This window comes from Bacillus sp. jun7, from assembly GCF_051034795.1.
Taxonomy (GTDB): domain Bacteria; phylum Bacillota; class Bacilli; order Bacillales; family Bacillaceae; genus Bacillus; species Bacillus velezensis.
The window spans coordinates 3,890,437-3,907,316 of sequence record NZ_CP093219.1; the positions used below are offsets into that span (position 1 = coordinate 3,890,437).

A 16,880-nucleotide genomic window follows, 5' to 3' on the forward strand; every position below is an offset into this window, starting at 1 on the left:
AGTCACAAAAAGTGTGACAATGAGCACGATACCCGCTTCTTAAGGCTCCTTTCAGCCAGAGCGGGTTTTCTTAGTTTAGGGCAAAAAGCCTTTATGAAAGGAGTGCAGGATGTGAGTGAAGCGGCATATGTCACGGTTTCCGCGCTGACCAAATACATTAAACGAAAATTCGATGTGGACCCTCATCTTGAAGACATTTGGATTAAGGGTGAGCTCTCCAATGTTAAAATTCATACGAGAGGCCACATCTATTTTACATTAAAAGATGAGCATGCCCGCATGCAGGCCGTCATGTTTCAAAGACAAAGTTCGAGGCTTGCGTTTAAGCCCGAGGACGGAATGAAGGTCATCGTAAGAGGCGGCATTTCCGTCTATGAACCGAGCGGAAGCTATCAGCTGTACGCGAAAGAAATGCAGCCGGACGGTGTGGGGGCGCTCTACTTAGCATATGAAGAATTAAAGAAAAAACTTGCCGGCGAAGGGTTGTTTGATGACCGGCATAAGCAGGCCATCCCCGCTTTTCCGGCCACGATCGGGGTCGTCACGTCACCGACGGGAGCAGCCGTCAGAGACGTCATTACCACACTCAAAAGAAGATACCCCCTTGTGAAAGTCATTGTGCTTCCCGCGCTCGTTCAAGGTGAAAATGCCAGCAGATCGATTGTGAAGCGCATTGAAGAAGCCAATGCACAAAAAATGTGTGACGTCCTGATCGTCGGAAGGGGAGGGGGCTCGATCGAAGAATTGTGGGCATTTAACGAAGAAATCGTGGCCCGGGCGATTTTTGCTTCCGCCATTCCGATTATATCAGCCGTCGGACATGAAACGGATTTTACAATCAGTGATTTCGTCGCGGATATCCGGGCGGCAACGCCGACAGGAGCGGCAGAAATCGCCGTCCCGCACACGACGGACTTAATGGAACGGACAAAAACGGCGGAAGTCCGGCTGACAAGAGCGATGCAGCAGCATATCAGCAAGAAAAAAGAACGGGTTCAATCGCTCCAGTCATCCTACGCGTTCCGTTTTCCGAAACGATTGTATACCCAAAAAGAACAGCAGTTTGATCTTTTGTATCAGCAGTTCCAATCACAGCTCACAGGGCTTACGGACAGGAAACAAAGGCAGCTGGAGCGGAATACGTACAGATTAACGGCGCTCCACCCTGAAACCCAGCTGAAACAGGCGAAAAAACGGTACGAGGAGCGCTCAAATCAGCTCGCCCGAAGCATGAATGTCCAGCTGAAGCAGCTTCATTCGCAGTTTCAGACGGTTCTTGGTAAACTGAATGCATTAAGTCCCCTTCAGGTGATGGAGAGAGGATACAGTCTGGCCTATAAAGATAAAGAGCTGATCAAAAGCGTTGATCAAGTGGAACAAAATGATACGCTTGAAGTAAAGATGACAGACGGCGTTCTGACGTGTGAAGTATTGCAAAAGAGAGGCGAACGAAAATGACAGAAACCAAAAAAAGTGAAGAGCTGACATTTGAAGAGGCGATGAAAGGCCTTGAAGGCATTGTGGCAAAGCTTGAAGAAGGAGACGTGCCGCTTGAGCAGGCGATTAATTATTTTCAGGAAGGGATGGCCCTTTCAAAAATGTGCCATGAAAAGCTTCAGCATGTCGAAAAGCAAATGGACTTTATTTTAAAAGATAACGGCGAACTTGCACCTTTCAGCGTTCAGGAGGAAGACGAAGGTGACAAATAAACTGGACGCATTTTTAGCATCGCGCAAACAACTGATTGAACAGCAGCTTTCTTTGTATACGGAACGGCTTGCGATGCCTGAAATCCTCAAAAAATCTATGCTGTATTCTTTGGAAGCAGGCGGAAAGAGGCTGCGCCCCCTCGTCGTCTTAGCCGTTCTGAATGCTTACGGAAAAGATGAAAAAGACGGGATTCCGGTCGGATGCGCTGTCGAAATGATTCATACGTATTCCTTAATCCATGATGATCTTCCTTGCATGGACGATGATGATCTGCGCCGAGGAAAGCCCACAAACCATAAAGTCTTCGGAGAAGCGGCAGCCGTATTGGCCGGAGACGGGCTTCTGACAGAAAGCTTTAAATTGATCACATCTCACGTGTCTGAGGCGGTTTCAGCAGAAAAACGGCTCCGTCTCGTCGATGAGCTGATCAGCGCGGCAGGAACGGAAGGAATGGTCGGCGGGCAGGCTGCCGACATGGAAGCGGAACAAAAGCGGATAACGCTTGAGGAGCTGGAATCCATCCACGAGCGGAAAACGGCCAAGCTCCTCGGTTTTTCTGTGACGGCGGGCGCCATTTTGGCAGATGCGCCGGAGGATGAAGTCGAAAAGCTGCGTCTGTTCAGCAGCCATATCGGCATCGGATTTCAAATCAGAGATGACATCCTTGATATTGAAGGGCATGAGGAGAAGATCGGCAAACCGGTCGGCTCAGACACGTCGAATGAAAAGTCAACGTATCCGTCGCTTTTAACGCTTGAAGGCGCGAAAGAGAAGCTGGCGTATCATATCAGCGAGGCGAAACGGATCATCAGCGGCCTTTCTCTTCAGAAAGAACTGCTGCATGACCTCTGTGATTTAATCGCGGCGAGAGATCATTAAAAACGGTCCTGATTTGAAGGGGCTGCCGCTCCTATGGTAAAATGTAAGCAGTTTCGATGAAAATACAAAGGGAGTCTTTTTCTTTTTTCAAAAAGACACTGTTTAATTTGCAGAAATTCATGCTGAAAGTGAGTTGATCCGCTTTGGATCTTTTATCAATACAGGACCCGTCATTTCTTAAAAAGATGTCAATTGAACAGCTGGAAGAGCTGAGTGAGGAGATCCGCAATTTCCTCATCACATCGCTGTCTGCCTCTGGCGGCCATATCGGGCCGAACCTCGGGGTTGTCGAGCTGACAATTGCGCTTCACAAAGAATTTGACAGTCCGAAAGATAAATTTTTATGGGATGTCGGACATCAGTCCTATGTTCATAAACTGTTAACCGGGCGCGGCAAGGAGTTTGAAACCTTGCGCCAATATAAAGGGCTTTGCGGTTTCCCGAAACGCAGCGAAAGCGAACATGACGTATGGGAAACAGGCCACAGCTCAACATCGCTCTCAGGCGCGATGGGAATGGCTGCCGCCCGTGATATTAAAGGATCGAAAGAATATATCATCCCGATTATCGGAGACGGCGCTTTAACCGGAGGAATGGCGCTTGAAGCGCTGAACCATATCGGTGATGAGAAAAAAGATATGATCGTCATTCTGAATGATAATGAGATGAGCATTGCGCCGAATGTCGGGGCGATTCATTCTATGCTGGGACGGCTTCGCACGGCCGGCAAATATCAATGGGTAAAAGACGAGCTTGAATATTTATTTAAGCGCATCCCGGCCGTCGGCGGAAAATTGGCCGCCACAGCGGAACGGATAAAAGACAGCTTAAAATATATGCTTGTGTCAGGTATGTTTTTTGAAGAGCTGGGCTTTACGTATTTAGGCCCGGTTGACGGTCATTCCTACCACGAACTGTTTGAAAACCTGCAATACGCCAAAAAAACGAAAGGCCCTGTCCTTTTACATGTCATTACGAAAAAGGGCAAAGGCTATAAACCGGCTGAGACCGACACAATCGGCACATGGCACGGAACGGGTCCTTATAAAATCAATACGGGTGATTTTGTCAAACCGAAAGCCGCGGCGCCTTCATGGAGCGGACTTGTCAGCGGCACCGTGCAGGAGCTGGCGCGCGAGGATGACAGAATTGTCGCGATTACACCGGCTATGCCGGTCGGCTCTAAGCTTGAAGGATTTGCGAAAGAATTTCCTGAGCGCATGTTTGACGTCGGAATCGCAGAACAGCATGCGGCGACAATGGCCGCGGGAATGGCGCTTCAGGGTATGAAGCCGTTTCTTGCGATCTATTCGACCTTTTTGCAGCGGGCGTACGATCAGGTCGTCCATGATATCTGCCGTCAAAACGCGAATGTATTTATCGGCATTGACCGCGCCGGTTTGGTCGGCGCTGACGGGGAGACGCATCAAGGCGTCTTTGACATCGCCTTTTTGCGGCATATACCGAACCTCGTTTTAATGATGCCGAAGGATGAAAATGAAGGCCGCCATATGGTCAATACAGCCCTTTCCTATGAGGAAGGTCCGATCGCGATGCGCTTCCCGCGCGGAAACGGGCTCGGCGTTAAGATGGATAAAGAGCTGAAAACCATTCCGATCGGAACATGGGAAGTGCTCCGTCCCGGAAAAGACGCGGTCATTTTAACATTCGGTACGACCATTGAAATGGCGCTTGAAGCGGCTGAAGAACTGCAAAAAGAAGGCCTGTCCGTGCGTGTCGTGAATGCGAGGTTCATAAAGCCGATTGATAAACAAATGATGAAGGCCATTCTTAATGAAGGTCTGCCGATTTTAACGATAGAAGAAGCCGTGCTTGAAGGCGGATTCGGCAGCACGATTCTTGAATACGCTCATGACCTCGGCATGTATCATACACCGATTGACAGAATGGGCATCCCTGACCGGTTTATTGAACACGGCAGCGTAACCGCCCTGCTTGAAGAAATCGGTCTCACGAAGGCTGAGGTTATGAACCGGATAAAACTGCTGATGCCGCCGAAGACACATAAAGGAATTGGATCATGACAGCAAAAAAAGAACGATTAGATGTACTTCTTGTAGAAAAAGGCCTTGCGGAAACGCGGGAAAAAGCGAAACGCGCCATTATGGCGGGCATCGTATACTCAAATGAAAACCGATTGGACAAACCGGGTGAAAAAATCGCCCGGGATCTTCCGTTAACGGTAAAAGGAAACCCTCTTAAATACGTCAGCAGAGGCGGATTAAAGCTTGAAAAAGCCTTGGAAGTGTTTCCTGTCTCGGTAAAAGGCAAAACGATGATTGACATCGGCTCGTCTACAGGGGGATTCACGGATTGCGCCCTCCAAAACGGAGCTGAGCGGTCCTACGCAGTGGATGTCGGCTATAATCAGCTTGCTTGGAAGCTCAGACAGGACGAGAGGGTCGTCGTCATGGAACGGACGAATTTCCGCTATTCCGAGCCTTCCGATTTCACAGAGGGTTTGCCGGAATTTGCGACAATCGATGTTTCTTTCATCTCACTCCGCCTCATTCTGCCGGTTTTAAAAACGCTGCTTGTACCGGGGAGCGATTGTATCGCACTGGTGAAACCGCAATTTGAAGCCGGACGGGAATCCGTCGGAAAAAAAGGCATTGTCAGAGATCCCGGCGTTCATGCTGACGTTCTCCGCCGCATGAATCAATTTGCCGCTTCTGAAGGATATACAGTAAAAGGACTGTCCTTCTCACCGATTACGGGGGGAGACGGCAATATTGAGTTTCTGCTTCATTTGGAATGGGGCGGAGAAGACGGAAACGGCGCTGAACTGCCGGAAGAAGACATTCTCCGTACCGTCCGTGAAGCACATGAGACATTAAAAGCCAAAAAGACAGATGTACCGGAATAATAGGGGGCTATTATTCCTTTTTTCTGCCATCATGTACTTTTTATCAAGAAGCGGTTAACATAATGACAAACAGCTTGAAAACAGAGGTGCTTACATGACAAAAGGCCAAAGGCATATAAAAATCAGAGAGCTTATTACAAGCCATGAGATTGAAACGCAGGATGACTTAGTTGACATGCTGAGAGAAGAAGGATATAAGGTAACCCAGGCGACTGTCTCCAGAGACATTAAAGAGCTGCATCTCGTAAAGGTGCCGACGAACAACGGCTCCTACAAATACAGCCTGCCGGCGGATCAGCGGTTCAATCCGCTGTCAAAACTGAAGCGTTCATTAATGGATGCGTTCGTAAAAATTGACTCAGCAAGCCATATGATCGTATTAAAAACGATGCCGGGGAATGCTCAGGCAATCGGCGCTCTGATGGATAACCTCGAATGGGAAGAAATCATGGGCACGATCTGCGGAGATGACACGATCTTAATCATCTGCAGGACGCCTGAAGATACGGAAGGCGTACAAAGCCGTCTTTTGGAGCTGCTGTAGCGTAATTATCAGATAAAAGGTGGAATGCTGTTTGTTAGCTGAACTATCAATAAAAAACTTTGCCATTATAGAGGAACTGACGATTTCGTTTGAACGGGGGCTCACCGTCCTGACGGGAGAAACAGGGGCCGGCAAGTCAATTATTATAGACGCCGTTTCCCTATTAGTCGGCGGCCGCGGCTCGTCTGAATTTGTCCGTTACGGTGAAACAAAGGCCGAGCTTGAAGGACTGTTTCTATTGGACAGCGGTCATCCCGTTTTTGAAGTATGCCGTGAGCAGGGAATAGACGCATCTGACGACATGATTGTCATGAGAAGGGACATCAATGCCGGAGGAAAAAGCGTCTGCCGTGTCAACGGAAAATTAGTGACGATTGCGGCTTTAAGGGAAATCGGCAGACTTTTATTAGATATTCACGGACAGCATGATAACCAGCTGTTAATGGAGGACGACAAACACTTGGAGCTTTTGGATAAATTTGCGGGCGCTGAGGCCGAATCCGCGCTTCAGGCTTACCATGAAGGCTATGAGCGTTATATGAAGCTGCTCAAAAAAGTGAAGAAGCTGTCAGAAAGCGAGCAGGAAATGGCGCATCGGTTAGACCTGATTCAATTTCAGCTTGAAGAAATCGAGTCGGCGAAGCTTGAATTGAATGAAGACGAACTTCTTCAGGAAGAGCGGAAGCAGATATCCAACTTTGAAAAAATTTATGAATCATTGCAAAACGCCTATAATGCGCTCCGCAGCGAGCAGGGGGGGCTTGACTGGGTCGGAATGGCCTCTGCCCAGCTTGAAGATATTTCGGATATCAATGAACCGCTGCAAAAGCTGTCTGAAAGTGTGTCAAGTTCCTATTATCTGTTGGAGGATGCAACCTTTCAGATGCGCAATCTGTTAGATGATCTGGAATATGATCCGGAACGGCTGAATTTTATTGAAACCCGTTTAAATGAGATCAAACAGCTGAAGCGCAAATACGGAGCGACGGTAGAAGACATTTTGGAATACGGCTCTAAAATAGAAGAGGAAATCGATCAAATCGAGAACCGCGACAGCCACCTTGAAGCCCTGAAGAAGGAATTGGAGTCGGTCGGCAAAGATGTGGCCGTAGAAGCCGCCAATTTATCAAAAATCAGAAAAGCATGGGCCAAGAAACTGGCGGAAGCGATTCATCAGGAATTAAAAAGTCTGTATATGGGCAAATCAACGTTTGATACGGAATTTCTCGTGAAAACCGATCCGTCAGCCAGTGAAGCACCGGTTGTCAACGGGCAGCCCGTGCAGCTTACCCAAAAGGGGATTGACCTTGTGAAGTTTTTAATTTCAACAAACACCGGTGAGCCTTTAAAACCGCTGTCAAAGGTCGCTTCCGGAGGCGAGCTTTCAAGGGTGATGCTGGCGATGAAGAGTATTTTTTCTTCCCAGCAGGATGTCACCTCCATCATCTTTGACGAAGTGGACACCGGTGTAAGCGGGCGGGTTGCCCAAGCCATCGCGGAAAAAATCCATAAAGTATCGACCGGTTCACAGGTGCTCTGCATTACACACCTGCCCCAGGTTGCCGCCATGGCGGATACGCACCTTCTGATCGCAAAAGAATTCAAAGACGGACGGACTACAACGCATGTCACGCCGCTTTCCAAGCAGGATAAGGTAGCGGAAATCGGCCGTATGATTGCGGGTGTTGAAGTGACCGAGCTGACGAAGCGGCATGCACAAGAGCTTTTAAAACAGGCCGGACAGGTAAAAACGACAGGATAAGCTGCTGATACAGGCAGCTTATTTTTTTGTTCCATTTCTCTAACAGTGTATCCAATGTTTTTCTTCGTATGCCGGTTATAAATCAAGCGCAGGAAGGCAAAAGTATAGATGTAGCAGAAAAAGAAAGTGGTGTGGGATAGGAGCGAGGAGAGTGAAGGAATGAATGCACGATAACATGAGGAAAGCAATAGGTGTAATTCTCCTTGTTTCTTTACTAAGTGTAGGCTTTTTTAAGCCGTTTAAAGAATATTTACTGATACCGTCAGAAATGAGCGTCTTTGAAAACCAGACTCAGGCCGTTCCGGTCAATGCATCAATAAGCGCTGAAAAGGGCGAATTATCAGAAGCCTTTACGCTGAAAGAAGAGCACGGTCATGCAAACATAACAGGGCAAACACAAGGCCGGTCAGAAGTAGTATATGATCTTGCCGGGTTTCCCATTAAAAAAACGAAAGTGCGTGTCCTTCCAGAATTGAAGGTCATTCCGGGCGGACAGTCCATCGGTGTAAAACTGCATTCAGTCGGTGTTTTGGTCGTCGGTTTTCACCAGGTGATGACAAAGGATGGGAAAAAGTCTCCGGGAGAACAAGCGGGTATTGAATCTGGCGACATCATTATTAAAATGAACGGACATAAAATTGAAAAAATGAGCGACATCGCCCCGTTTATTCAAAAAGCGGGCAAAACCGGTGAATCTTTGGATTTATTGGTGAAACGCGATAAGCAAAAAATCAAAACAAAGCTGATTCCGACAAAGGACGAAGCCGAGGGGAAATATCGAATCGGCCTTTATATCCGCGATTCGGCAGCCGGCATCGGCACCATGACATTTTTTGAACCGAAAACAAAAAAATACGGCGCATTGGGCCACGTCATCTCTGATATGGATACAAAAAAACCGATTGTTGTAGAAGACGGAGAAATCGTCCGTTCTACTGTAACATCGATTGAAAAAGGAAAAGGCGGCAATCCCGGCGAAAAACTGGCAAGGTTTTCGTCAGAACGGAAAACAATCGGCGATATTAACCGCAACAGCCCGTTCGGCATTTTTGGGACACTGCATCAGCCGATTAAAAACAACATTTCCGACAAAGCGCTTCCGATTGCTTTGTCAAATGAAGTAAAAAAAGGACCTGCGCAAATGCTGACGGTTATCGAAAACGATAAAGTAGAGAAATTTGATATTGAAATCGTCAGCACCACGCCGCAAAAATTCCCGGCGACAAAGGGAATGGTGTTGAAAGTGACAGATCCGAAACTGCTGAAAAGAACCGGCGGAATCGTTCAGGGGATGAGCGGAAGTCCGATCATTCAGAATGGAAAGGTCGTCGGAGCCGTAACCCACGTATTTGTCAATGATCCGACAAGCGGCTACGGCGTTCATATCGAATGGATGCTGTCTGAAGCGGGTGTTGATGTTTACGGGAAAGACAAAGCAAGCTGACTGCCGGATGATCCGGCAGTTTTTTTATGTGATGCGTTCTTCACTTCTTTCCGGGATTCATGTAAAATAAGACATGAAGATTTTTCGACAAATTCACGTTTCCTGATTTGTCAAACTTAATTTTTAGTCGAAAAACCTAGAAAATGCTAGAAAAACAAAGATATACCACTATTATTGGTAAATATGGATTTTTTAAAAGGGGAAGTAGTGGTTTTGTCGAATGTAACATATAGCAGTCAAATGGGTTGCGTCCTGTTAATACATTGGGGGAGGAAGAAACGTGGAGAAAATTAAAGTTTGTGTTGCTGATGATAATCGAGAGCTTGTAAGCCTGTTGAGTGAATATATAGAGGGACAGGATGATATGGAAGTGATCGGCGTTGCTTATAACGGACAGGAATGTCTTTCTTTGTTTAAAGATAAGAATCCCGATGTGCTCGTGTTAGACATTATCATGCCGCATCTGGACGGACTTGCGGTTTTGGAGCGTCTGCGGGAATCAGAGCTCGAGAAGCAGCCGAACGTCATCATGCTGACGGCATTCGGTCAGGAAGACGTTACGAAAAAAGCCGTCGATTTAGGCGCGTCCTATTTTATCCTGAAGCCGTTTGATATGGAAAACCTTGTCGGCCATATCCGCCAGGTAAGCGGAAATGTCAGCAGTGTCACACACCGTGCGCCGTCCGCGCAAAGCAGCATTATCCGCAGCCAGCCGGAGCCGAAACGGAAAAATCTCGATGCCAGCATTACAAGCATTATCCATGAGATCGGTGTGCCTGCCCATATCAAAGGCTATCTTTATTTGCGTGAAGCCATTTCCATGGTGTATAACGATATTGAACTCCTCGGCAGCATCACAAAAGTCCTTTATCCCGACATTGCCAAAAAATTCAACACGACCGCAAGCCGTGTAGAACGGGCCATCCGCCACGCCATTGAAGTCGCATGGAGCAGGGGAAATATTGATTCCATTTCTTCACTGTTCGGATATACCGTAAGCATGACAAAAGCAAAACCAACCAACTCAGAGTTCATCGCGATGGTTGCTGACAAGCTGAGATTGGAGCATAAAGCTTCGTAACGCAAGCCTTTGGCTAAATGTCTTTTTGCGCCTTCTATTCCGTGCATGAACGCGGAAGAGAAGGCGTTTTGAGATTTTGCTGACGAAAACAATGGGAACCACTCACGCTGGTACTTGTTCTATACATAAATGCGGGAACTATGGCGTCTATACGTATAATACCGGAGCTGATATTTTAATGATTTTGCCCTCTCTGAAATAAAAGCGGGGGATGCGGCGGCTTAACACAGACAGGACTTCGTAGCTGATCGTACCGAGCATTTCGGCAATTTCATCAACGGAAATCTCGGCTTCTTTTTGTTTGCCGTAGATGACGACTTCTTCTCCTTGTTTGCCCTCATTCTCACCTAAACTGACCATTATCATATCCATTGTCACTCTCCCCGCTACCTGCACCCGTCTGCCGCGGTGCAGAATAAACCCGCGGTTGGACAGGGCGCGGGAGTAACCGTCAGCATAGCCGATCGGAATCGTCGCGATGATTTCACCCGGTTCGGCGATATATGTGGCACCATAACTGACGGTCCGGGGATCTGTCACCATGGCTTTCACATAAGCGATACGCGCCTTTAAACTTAGTGCGGGCGTGAGATCCACGAGGCTCAGCTCTTTTATCGAGGCGGACGGATATAAACCATATAACCCAATACCTAAACGGATCATGTCGGCGCTGAATTCCGGGAATGCGATAGCGGCGGCTGTATTGCACATATGCACGGTGGGCAGCGTAATGTCTTGATTCCTTAAAAAGCGGAGAAAGCTGATAAACTTTTCGTGCTGCAGCATCGTCAGCTCAGTGTCCGGTTCATCCGCTGTTGAAAAATGTGTAAAGATGCCATCCCATGACAGGTATGTACTCGACTTGAGCGCTTTCACCACTGCTAAAAGATCTTCTTCCGTGCGCACACCCAGCCGGCCCATTCCGGTATCCACATTGATATGAATGGACAGCCGTTTCGAATCTGCTTCTTTTTCCAATATCCGATTCGCTTTTTTGATCCAGCTGACCTGAAACGCTGATAATGTGATGTTCCAAACGGCAGATTTTTTCACACAGCTGAGAGCTGTAAAGCCGAGCACGAGAATAGGTACCGTAATTCCCGCTCTCCGTAACACAATTCCCTCTTCGACGCTTGCGACAGCAAGCTCGCTCGCCCCGCTTTCCAGTGCCTGCCGCGCTACTTCCACAGACCCGTGGCCATAAGCGTTCGCTTTTACGACGGCCATAATTTTAGACGTATTCGGAATATGGCGGCGGATCGCCCGTACATTCTTTTTTATCGCATCAAGGTCAACTTCAATCCAAACTTCCCGGCAAAGTTTTTTCATCACGATTCCTTCTTTCCTTAATGAGATTCAGTACTCATGCTTTCAATCTGCATTCTATTCATCTTTAACTGAAATCATTCAAAACATGAGAAGGTGACCGCTGATGTTTAAAATCAAGTTTTCGGGAAATCAGTGTGCCTGCTTTATTTATGCAGTTAGGGCTGCTTGGCAGCCCTTAAATTGACTTTACAATATTCTGATCTGAAAATTGATGTTCAAACATTTTGGACTGGCTTACAGCATTGTTTTGAATGACAATGCCGATATTTCCCCCTCCGGCACCGAAAACGGTTTTTGATGCAGTCAGCGGACTGATGGATATGGCGCCGCCAACATTGACAACTCCGTTTCCTGATACGTTGTTTATCGTAATCGGGCAACCGCTCATTCTATTTTTTCTCCTTTCTCTCTCAGTCTACTAACTATATGTACGCTGTGATATTTGAATAAGATTAAACAAAACGGCAAAAAAGAATCCGGCTGCTTGCCAGCCGGAAAGGGAGGGAAATACGGATGTCATAATGTTTTCGTTACATTTTGATCAGAGTATTGAGAGTTTGAAGATTGAGATGTGCTGGATTGATTCATTTGCAGGACCATACCTGTATTTCCCCCTCCTGAGCCGTAGACGGTTTTTGATACGGTTAAATGACTTATCGAAAACGCACCGCCGACATTGACAACCCCGTTTCCGGAAAGACTGTTAATCGTAATAGGGAAACCAGCCATCATATACGGTCTCCTTTCTATTAATCTATTTACTATATGTACGCTGTGTGTTGGAAATAGGAGTAAACAAAGCGGTAAAAACTTGTGAATCAAAAAAACTGCCGGACATCCGGCAGTTTTTTTAGTCTACTTTTCAAACGGCACCCAGCCGCCTGTATTCTGAATCATTTCCCATAACGGTTCAGGAAGTCGGTATTTCTCAATTTCAGATGCTTGAATGGCTTTTTCGATTTCCTGTTCGCGGCCTTCTTTGACCAGCACCGCCCATTCGGGGTTAATCAAAATGACACGTCCCAGAGCCACCAGCGGAATTCCGCTTTCTAATACGGCAAGCGCTTCGTCCGCGGTATAGATGGAACCGACGGCCATCAGCGGCACTTTATGGCCGACGCGTTCGTTTAATAAATCCATCCGGGTCCGTGAAGTATCCGCGCCGCGGCGGGCTTTGGAATTGACATCCATCAGTGAAATATGCAGATAATCCAAGTTCTCTTCCGCAAGCGCGTCGGCGAGCATGAATGTTTCTTTCATTGTAAGCCCCGGTGTTTCCGGCTCTTCCGGTGACAGGCGGTAGCCGAGAACGAATGGATTTTCAGCGTGTGTATCAATCGCCTGTTTGACAGCGTCAACGACTGCAAGCGGGAACGCAAGGCGCTTTTCATCGCTTCCGCCCCAGCGGTCTGTGCGCCGGTTTGTTTTCGGTGAATAAAATTGGTGAATCAGGTACCCGTTTGCCCCGTGAATTTCAACACCGTCAAAGCCGGCTTCAATCGCTCTGCGTGTCGCTTCGCCGAATGCTTTCACGATGTGCTCAATTTCTTGTTCGGTGAGAGCCCGGGACGTTTGTCTGCCGTCTTCTTCTGAGCCGCTCGGACTGACGACGTCGTTGTTTGGCACGAGTTCAGGAGGGCATTCCAATCCTCCGTGATGAATCTGCACAACGGCTTTCGCTCCTTGAGACTTGATCGCCTGAGCGAGTTTTTTCAAGCCGGGAATGTGAGAATCATCATAGATGCCGGGCTGGCCTGGAAACGCTTTGCCGTCCGGCGTTACGTTTGCACATGCCGTAATGACCATGCCCATTTCTTTTGAACGGGGAGTAATGTAGCTTAATTCACGGTCGGAAATCGTTCCGTCATCATTTGATGAATAATGTGTCATCGGTGCGACTGAAATACGGTTTGGTATGGTGACGCCGCTTTCGAAAGTAAAAGGTTCAAACAGCGGTTGATAAGTTTGCTTCATCATTTCGCCTTCTTCCTTAGGAGTTTAACTCGTCCGTATTCTAGCTTATGTTTTCATTGTGTGCAATTATTTTGCTTGTTCTTCTTCCGGAGGTTATGACCGGCTGAACCATTTAAACGAATGAAACGGTTTTCTCCGTTCCTTTTCAGGATCTTTATATCCTCCTGAAATTTGATGGCCGATCGAGCTGAATATGACAGCGGCGGCGAAGAGGAGAATGATTTTTTTCATATGCATATCTTCTTTCTTATCTTTTACAAGGTTATTTATAAGCATACGCTTGTGCGAAAAAACCGTCAATTTGTTTATTCTTTTTTCCACTTTGCTGCGGCGAATATCGTTCCGATCTGAATCACAACACTTAACAGAGCGCACACTGCCACTACTGTGTTGCTGTCCATAGAAGACACCCTCCTTTTTGTTAGGTTGATGTATCATATGACAGCTGTCTCTGTTTTGACAAAACCGTAATGCGGTGTTTCATATTTTTCAACACAAAAAGGGCGCTTTTTTAAGCGCCTTTACTTTTTTTTTTCAGCCGGTTCAAAGCGATTTGAACGGCGATGGCGTCATCCAGGTAGCCGATCGGAAACATGTAATCCGGAATGACGTCGGTCGCTAAAATATAATACAGCAGCGCGCTCCCGAGAATCGCGCGGTCTTCAGCCGGTGTTGATTCATCCATATACTGATGATGCATGTTTTTCAAATGATCAATAAAAGGGCCGACGCTTTCTTCATTGTCCATTTTCTTTTGAAACTCATCGCAAATCAGGCGATGGCCCTGCTGGGTTTTGGCGTATTGTTCATATCTGGTCAGTTCGCGCTCAATTTGCTCCCGGGAAAAAGGCTGATCAAACATCTCGGCCATATTCAGCATATCCTGAATCGCGTGCATCGGGTCTTGCGGCGCAGCTTCTTTTTCATGACCGATGTCTATGCCTGACGCCTCAAGCAATTCCTCCAGCGGGGTGCGGAGGTGTTTTGAAAATTCCTGAAGATGCTTTAAATTGGCCTTCTGTTTGCCGTTGATAATCCGGGAGATGGTGGCCGTATCAATGTTTGTTAAGGCGCCGAGCTTTCTCATGGAGAGCGAGTGCTTATCAAGCAGTGATTTTAAAAGGGGTCCCAGTGTCTTATTTTTATTTTCTGTCAAGGGTGTCACCTCGTTTCCGCCGGAATGATGATCGTCAATCAATAATTTTTGCAGAAAAGGTACCTTTTCTGTGCTGCTGAATAGGATAGTGTAGATTCAACGGCACAACATGTTGAAAAGACATCAAAGAATGGAGAGAAACGAACATGGCTTGGTTATTGATTTTAGGTTTGGCAGTGTCCTCAAGCATTGATAATTTAGGAGTGGGGATGTCATACGGCATCAGAAAAATCAAAATATCGCATGCGTCAAATATGATGATCGCTTTTATCTGTTTTGTATTCAGTTATATCGGAATTTATTTCGGCAAATGGATTTCAGCCGTTTTACCGGGCTTTCTTCCTGTATTGCTGGCGGCGTTTATTTTATCTGTCATCGGTATCCGCATCATTCTGCTGGCTGTGCCGAGAAAAACAGCGCGTGTTGGCGCGTCAGGAAAAAAAGGCCGTTTTGCCGGTCTGCTGCAAAATCCGGAGGCAGCGGATGCCGACGGTTCGGGAGAAATCGGTATATTGGAATCCATGGTTCTCGGGGTGGCCGTATCCGCAAATGCGCTGACCAACGGATTAAGCGCGGGGTTGATCGGGCTTTCTCCCGCTGCCATTTCCATTACTGCGGCGGTCGGAAGCTTTCTGACCATATGGATCGGCTGCTCGCTTGGAAAAAAAGCCGCTTCATTGCGCATCGGTTCTTTTCACGTCGGACAGTTCAGCACGGTGCTGAGCGGAGTGATTATTCTCATCATTGCCGCCAATACGCTGCTCTTTTAAGTTGTCCCGTTCATTTTATGAAAAGCTCAAAATAAATATGAATGTTTCTATTCGGGAGAGTGCATGACGCGGCTCTCTTTTTTTTGCCGATCTGATATTTTTTCAAAATGAACAGAAAGTCGTCCGTTTCCGTTAAATTCTGCATATTCGGCCTTCAGACAGAACCTTTTTCATAGACTGATCAGCTTGTTTTCTTTCTAAGTTCAGGTAAACAGCAGGTCAGATAGCCTTCATTCCAAATATGGAAAAACGCTGGAGGAATGGAGGCTCCCTTTACAAATCGGCCATTCTGTTCAAAGATAAAGCCGAATGAGAAAACGTGAGGTGATCTGTGTGAAGTCTGTCATACTTCTGATCTTCACCGCATGGCTGTTATCAGGCTGCGAGTATACCGCGGAGGCTGATGCGGCGCCGTCATTTACACAGGAAGGAACATTTATAAAAGCGGCCGGAAACGATACGATCGCGGTCGAAATTGACGGAGAAAGGCAAGAGGTGAAGGTGCCTTTCGCTAAGCGGTTTGAATGTCAGTCGCTGCCTGAACATACGGCGGTGCAAATCACCTATAAAAAAGAGAGCAACGGACAATTACGGCTTGAGAAACTGAAAAAAGAAACAGATATGTGAAAACGGGGAGGAAAAAACGTGGGTTTACTGACAAAAAGCGCTGCTGCCTTCGGTGCCGCTCTGCTTCTGCTTGCGCCGTCCGCTTATGCAGCCGAACCTTTGCAAGGGAAAACCATTTATATCGATGCCGGACATGGCGGAGAAGACAGCGGGGCCGGCGGAAATGGACTGCTTGAGAAAAACATCAATTTAGCGGTGTCAAACAAGGTGATCGCCAAATTGGAGGCAGAAGGTGCAAAACCTGTAGCTTCAAGGACTGACGATACTTTTTTACGTTTGGACGAGCGGGTGGCGAAAGCGAGCGCCAGCCAATCCGATTTATTCGTCAGCCTCCATACGAATTCAGCCGTATCAACGGCATCGGGCACGGAAACGTATTTTAATTCGACATATGAAGGCGCGGACAGCGAAAGGCTTGCTTCCGACATTCAGCAGCAGCTTGTCACGTCTTTAGGGATGAGGGACAGAGGCGTAAAAGAAGCTCCTTTTTATGTTATTACATATTCAAAGATGCCGAGTGTGCTGGCTGAATTAGGTTTTATCACAAATCCTCAAGATGCGGACAAGCTGAAAAGCGATAACGGACAAGAGCACGCCGCGGACGCCGTTGTAAACGGAATCGAAACCTATTACAGCGGACGGTAATGATAAAATATGTGTAAATAGCGCCCTCCTGATGTGCATAACGATTATAATAGAGAAAACCGATGACAAACA

Annotated in this window: 18 protein-coding genes; 12 read left to right on the top strand and 6 right to left on the bottom strand. The window is 47.2% G+C overall.

Features of this window, described 5'->3' with window-relative positions; all coding sequences use genetic code 11:
- Positions 1-111: 111 nt before the first annotated feature.
- The 9 genes from xseA to spo0A all read left to right on the top strand — a co-directional run bounded on the left by xseA (position 112) and on the right by spo0A (position 10,307).
- Positions 112-1,458 (top strand): exodeoxyribonuclease VII large subunit, encoded by a 1,347-nt coding sequence (xseA, locus tag MJQ52_RS19475; RefSeq protein ID WP_003153166.1) that lies wholly within the window; start codon positions 112-114, stop codon positions 1,456-1,458.
- Positions 1,455-1,709, top strand: a complete 255-nt coding sequence (locus MJQ52_RS19480; protein ID WP_007408352.1) for an exodeoxyribonuclease VII small subunit — start codon at positions 1,455-1,457, stop codon at positions 1,707-1,709. Before xseA ends, MJQ52_RS19480 begins: the two co-directional genes overlap by 4 nt.
- A complete protein-coding gene (locus MJQ52_RS19485; RefSeq protein ID WP_043867281.1) occupies positions 1,699-2,589 on the top strand; it encodes a polyprenyl synthetase family protein in 891 nt (296 codons plus the stop codon). Before MJQ52_RS19480 ends, MJQ52_RS19485 begins: the two co-directional genes overlap by 11 nt.
- A gap of 143 nt (positions 2,590-2,732) precedes the next feature.
- Positions 2,733-4,634, top strand: a complete 1,902-nt coding sequence (gene dxs / locus MJQ52_RS19490; protein ID WP_024085592.1) for a 1-deoxy-D-xylulose-5-phosphate synthase — start codon at positions 2,733-2,735, stop codon at positions 4,632-4,634.
- Positions 4,631-5,476, top strand: a complete 846-nt coding sequence (locus MJQ52_RS19495; protein ID WP_003153172.1) for a TlyA family RNA methyltransferase — start codon at positions 4,631-4,633, stop codon at positions 5,474-5,476. The genes dxs and MJQ52_RS19495 overlap by 4 nt, the downstream gene beginning before the upstream one ends.
- A 94-nt stretch (positions 5,477-5,570) precedes the next feature.
- Positions 5,571-6,020 carry a transcriptional regulator AhrC/ArgR gene (gene ahrC / locus MJQ52_RS19500; protein ID WP_003153173.1) on the top strand — a complete coding sequence of 150 codons (450 nt, stop codon included), beginning with the start codon at positions 5,571-5,573 and terminating at the stop codon, positions 6,018-6,020.
- Between the two features lie 31 nt (positions 6,021-6,051).
- The gene (recN, locus tag MJQ52_RS19505) at positions 6,052-7,782 is read left to right on the top strand and encodes a DNA repair protein RecN (RefSeq protein ID WP_094247738.1); all 1,731 of its coding nucleotides are present in this window, start codon (positions 6,052-6,054) and stop codon (positions 7,780-7,782) included.
- Between the two features lie 163 nt (positions 7,783-7,945).
- Entirely contained in the window at positions 7,946-9,226 is a 1,281-nt protein-coding gene (gene spoIVB, locus MJQ52_RS19510) for a SpoIVB peptidase (RefSeq protein WP_007408360.1), read from the top strand.
- A gap of 280 nt (positions 9,227-9,506) precedes the next feature.
- Positions 9,507-10,307: a sporulation transcription factor Spo0A gene (gene spo0A, locus MJQ52_RS19515; protein ID WP_003153177.1), complete on the top strand. Its 801-nt coding sequence runs from the start codon at positions 9,507-9,509 to the stop codon at positions 10,305-10,307.
- 147 nt (positions 10,308-10,454) lie between these two features.
- On the opposite strand, the gene alr is transcribed toward spo0A, so the two are convergent.
- The 6 genes from alr to MJQ52_RS19545 form a co-directional block, all read right to left on the bottom strand.
- Positions 10,455-11,636 (bottom strand): alanine racemase, encoded by a 1,182-nt coding sequence (alr, locus tag MJQ52_RS19520; protein WP_094247795.1) that lies wholly within the window; start codon positions 11,634-11,636, stop codon positions 10,455-10,457.
- Positions 11,637-11,811: 175 nt separating this feature from the next.
- On the bottom strand, positions 11,812-12,024 hold the full coding sequence (locus MJQ52_RS19525) for a spore germination protein (RefSeq protein WP_003153181.1): 213 nt from the start codon (positions 12,022-12,024) through the stop codon (positions 11,812-11,814).
- Between the two features lie 128 nt (positions 12,025-12,152).
- The gene (locus MJQ52_RS19530) at positions 12,153-12,365 is read right to left on the bottom strand and encodes a spore germination protein (RefSeq protein WP_223883535.1); all 213 of its coding nucleotides are present in this window, start codon (positions 12,363-12,365) and stop codon (positions 12,153-12,155) included.
- Between the two features lie 126 nt (positions 12,366-12,491).
- Positions 12,492-13,610, bottom strand: a complete 1,119-nt coding sequence (locus MJQ52_RS19535) for an NADH-dependent flavin oxidoreductase (protein ID WP_094247935.1) — start codon at positions 13,608-13,610, stop codon at positions 12,492-12,494.
- A 93-nt stretch (positions 13,611-13,703) separates the two neighbouring features.
- On the bottom strand, positions 13,704-13,841 hold the full coding sequence (locus MJQ52_RS19540) for a hypothetical protein (RefSeq protein WP_014470646.1): 138 nt from the start codon (positions 13,839-13,841) through the stop codon (positions 13,704-13,706).
- A 280-nt stretch (positions 13,842-14,121) separates the two neighbouring features.
- Positions 14,122-14,766 carry a helix-turn-helix domain-containing protein gene (locus MJQ52_RS19545; RefSeq protein ID WP_434181847.1) on the bottom strand — a complete coding sequence of 215 codons (645 nt, stop codon included), beginning with the start codon at positions 14,764-14,766 and terminating at the stop codon, positions 14,122-14,124.
- Positions 14,767-14,912: 146 nt separating this feature from the next.
- Here MJQ52_RS19545 and ytaF point away from each other — a divergent pair, with 146 nt between their 5' ends.
- The 3 genes from ytaF (at position 14,913) to MJQ52_RS19560 (ending at position 16,808) form a co-directional block, all read left to right on the top strand.
- Positions 14,913-15,536 carry a sporulation membrane protein YtaF gene (gene ytaF / locus MJQ52_RS19550; RefSeq protein ID WP_007408366.1) on the top strand — a complete coding sequence of 208 codons (624 nt, stop codon included), beginning with the start codon at positions 14,913-14,915 and terminating at the stop codon, positions 15,534-15,536.
- A gap of 309 nt (positions 15,537-15,845) precedes the next feature.
- Complete coding sequence (locus tag MJQ52_RS19555; protein WP_003153192.1) at positions 15,846-16,163, top strand: hypothetical protein; 318 nt, start codon at positions 15,846-15,848, stop codon at positions 16,161-16,163.
- Between the two features lie 18 nt (positions 16,164-16,181).
- Positions 16,182-16,808 carry an N-acetylmuramoyl-L-alanine amidase family protein gene (locus tag MJQ52_RS19560; protein ID WP_003153193.1) on the top strand — a complete coding sequence of 209 codons (627 nt, stop codon included), beginning with the start codon at positions 16,182-16,184 and terminating at the stop codon, positions 16,806-16,808.
- Positions 16,809-16,880: the final 72 nt, after the last annotated feature.

Excerpts from the sequence above, each read along its gene's own strand:
- alr (WP_094247795.1), bottom strand. The coding sequence starts at position 11,636 with ATGAAAAAACTTTGCCGGGAAGTTTGGATTGAAGTTGACCTTGATGCG.
- spoIVB (WP_007408360.1), top strand. The coding sequence starts at position 7,946 with ATGCACGATAACATGAGGAAAGCAATAGGTGTAATTCTCCTTGTTTCT.
- MJQ52_RS19535 (WP_094247935.1), bottom strand. The coding sequence starts at position 13,610 with ATGAAGCAAACTTATCAACCGCTGTTTGAACCTTTTACTTTCGAAAGC.
- MJQ52_RS19555 (WP_003153192.1), top strand. The coding sequence starts at position 15,846 with ATGAGAAAACGTGAGGTGATCTGTGTGAAGTCTGTCATACTTCTGATC.
- ytaF (WP_007408366.1), top strand. The coding sequence starts at position 14,913 with ATGGCTTGGTTATTGATTTTAGGTTTGGCAGTGTCCTCAAGCATTGAT.
- MJQ52_RS19480 (WP_007408352.1), top strand. The coding sequence starts at position 1,455 with ATGACAGAAACCAAAAAAAGTGAAGAGCTGACATTTGAAGAGGCGATG.
- MJQ52_RS19540 (WP_014470646.1), bottom strand. The coding sequence starts at position 13,841 with ATGAAAAAAATCATTCTCCTCTTCGCCGCCGCTGTCATATTCAGCTCG.
- MJQ52_RS19530 (WP_223883535.1), bottom strand. The coding sequence starts at position 12,365 with ATGGCTGGTTTCCCTATTACGATTAACAGTCTTTCCGGAAACGGGGTT.
- MJQ52_RS19525 (WP_003153181.1), bottom strand. The coding sequence starts at position 12,024 with ATGAGCGGTTGCCCGATTACGATAAACAACGTATCAGGAAACGGAGTT.
- MJQ52_RS19495 (WP_003153172.1), top strand. The coding sequence starts at position 4,631 with ATGACAGCAAAAAAAGAACGATTAGATGTACTTCTTGTAGAAAAAGGC.
- ahrC (WP_003153173.1), top strand. The coding sequence starts at position 5,571 with ATGACAAAAGGCCAAAGGCATATAAAAATCAGAGAGCTTATTACAAGC.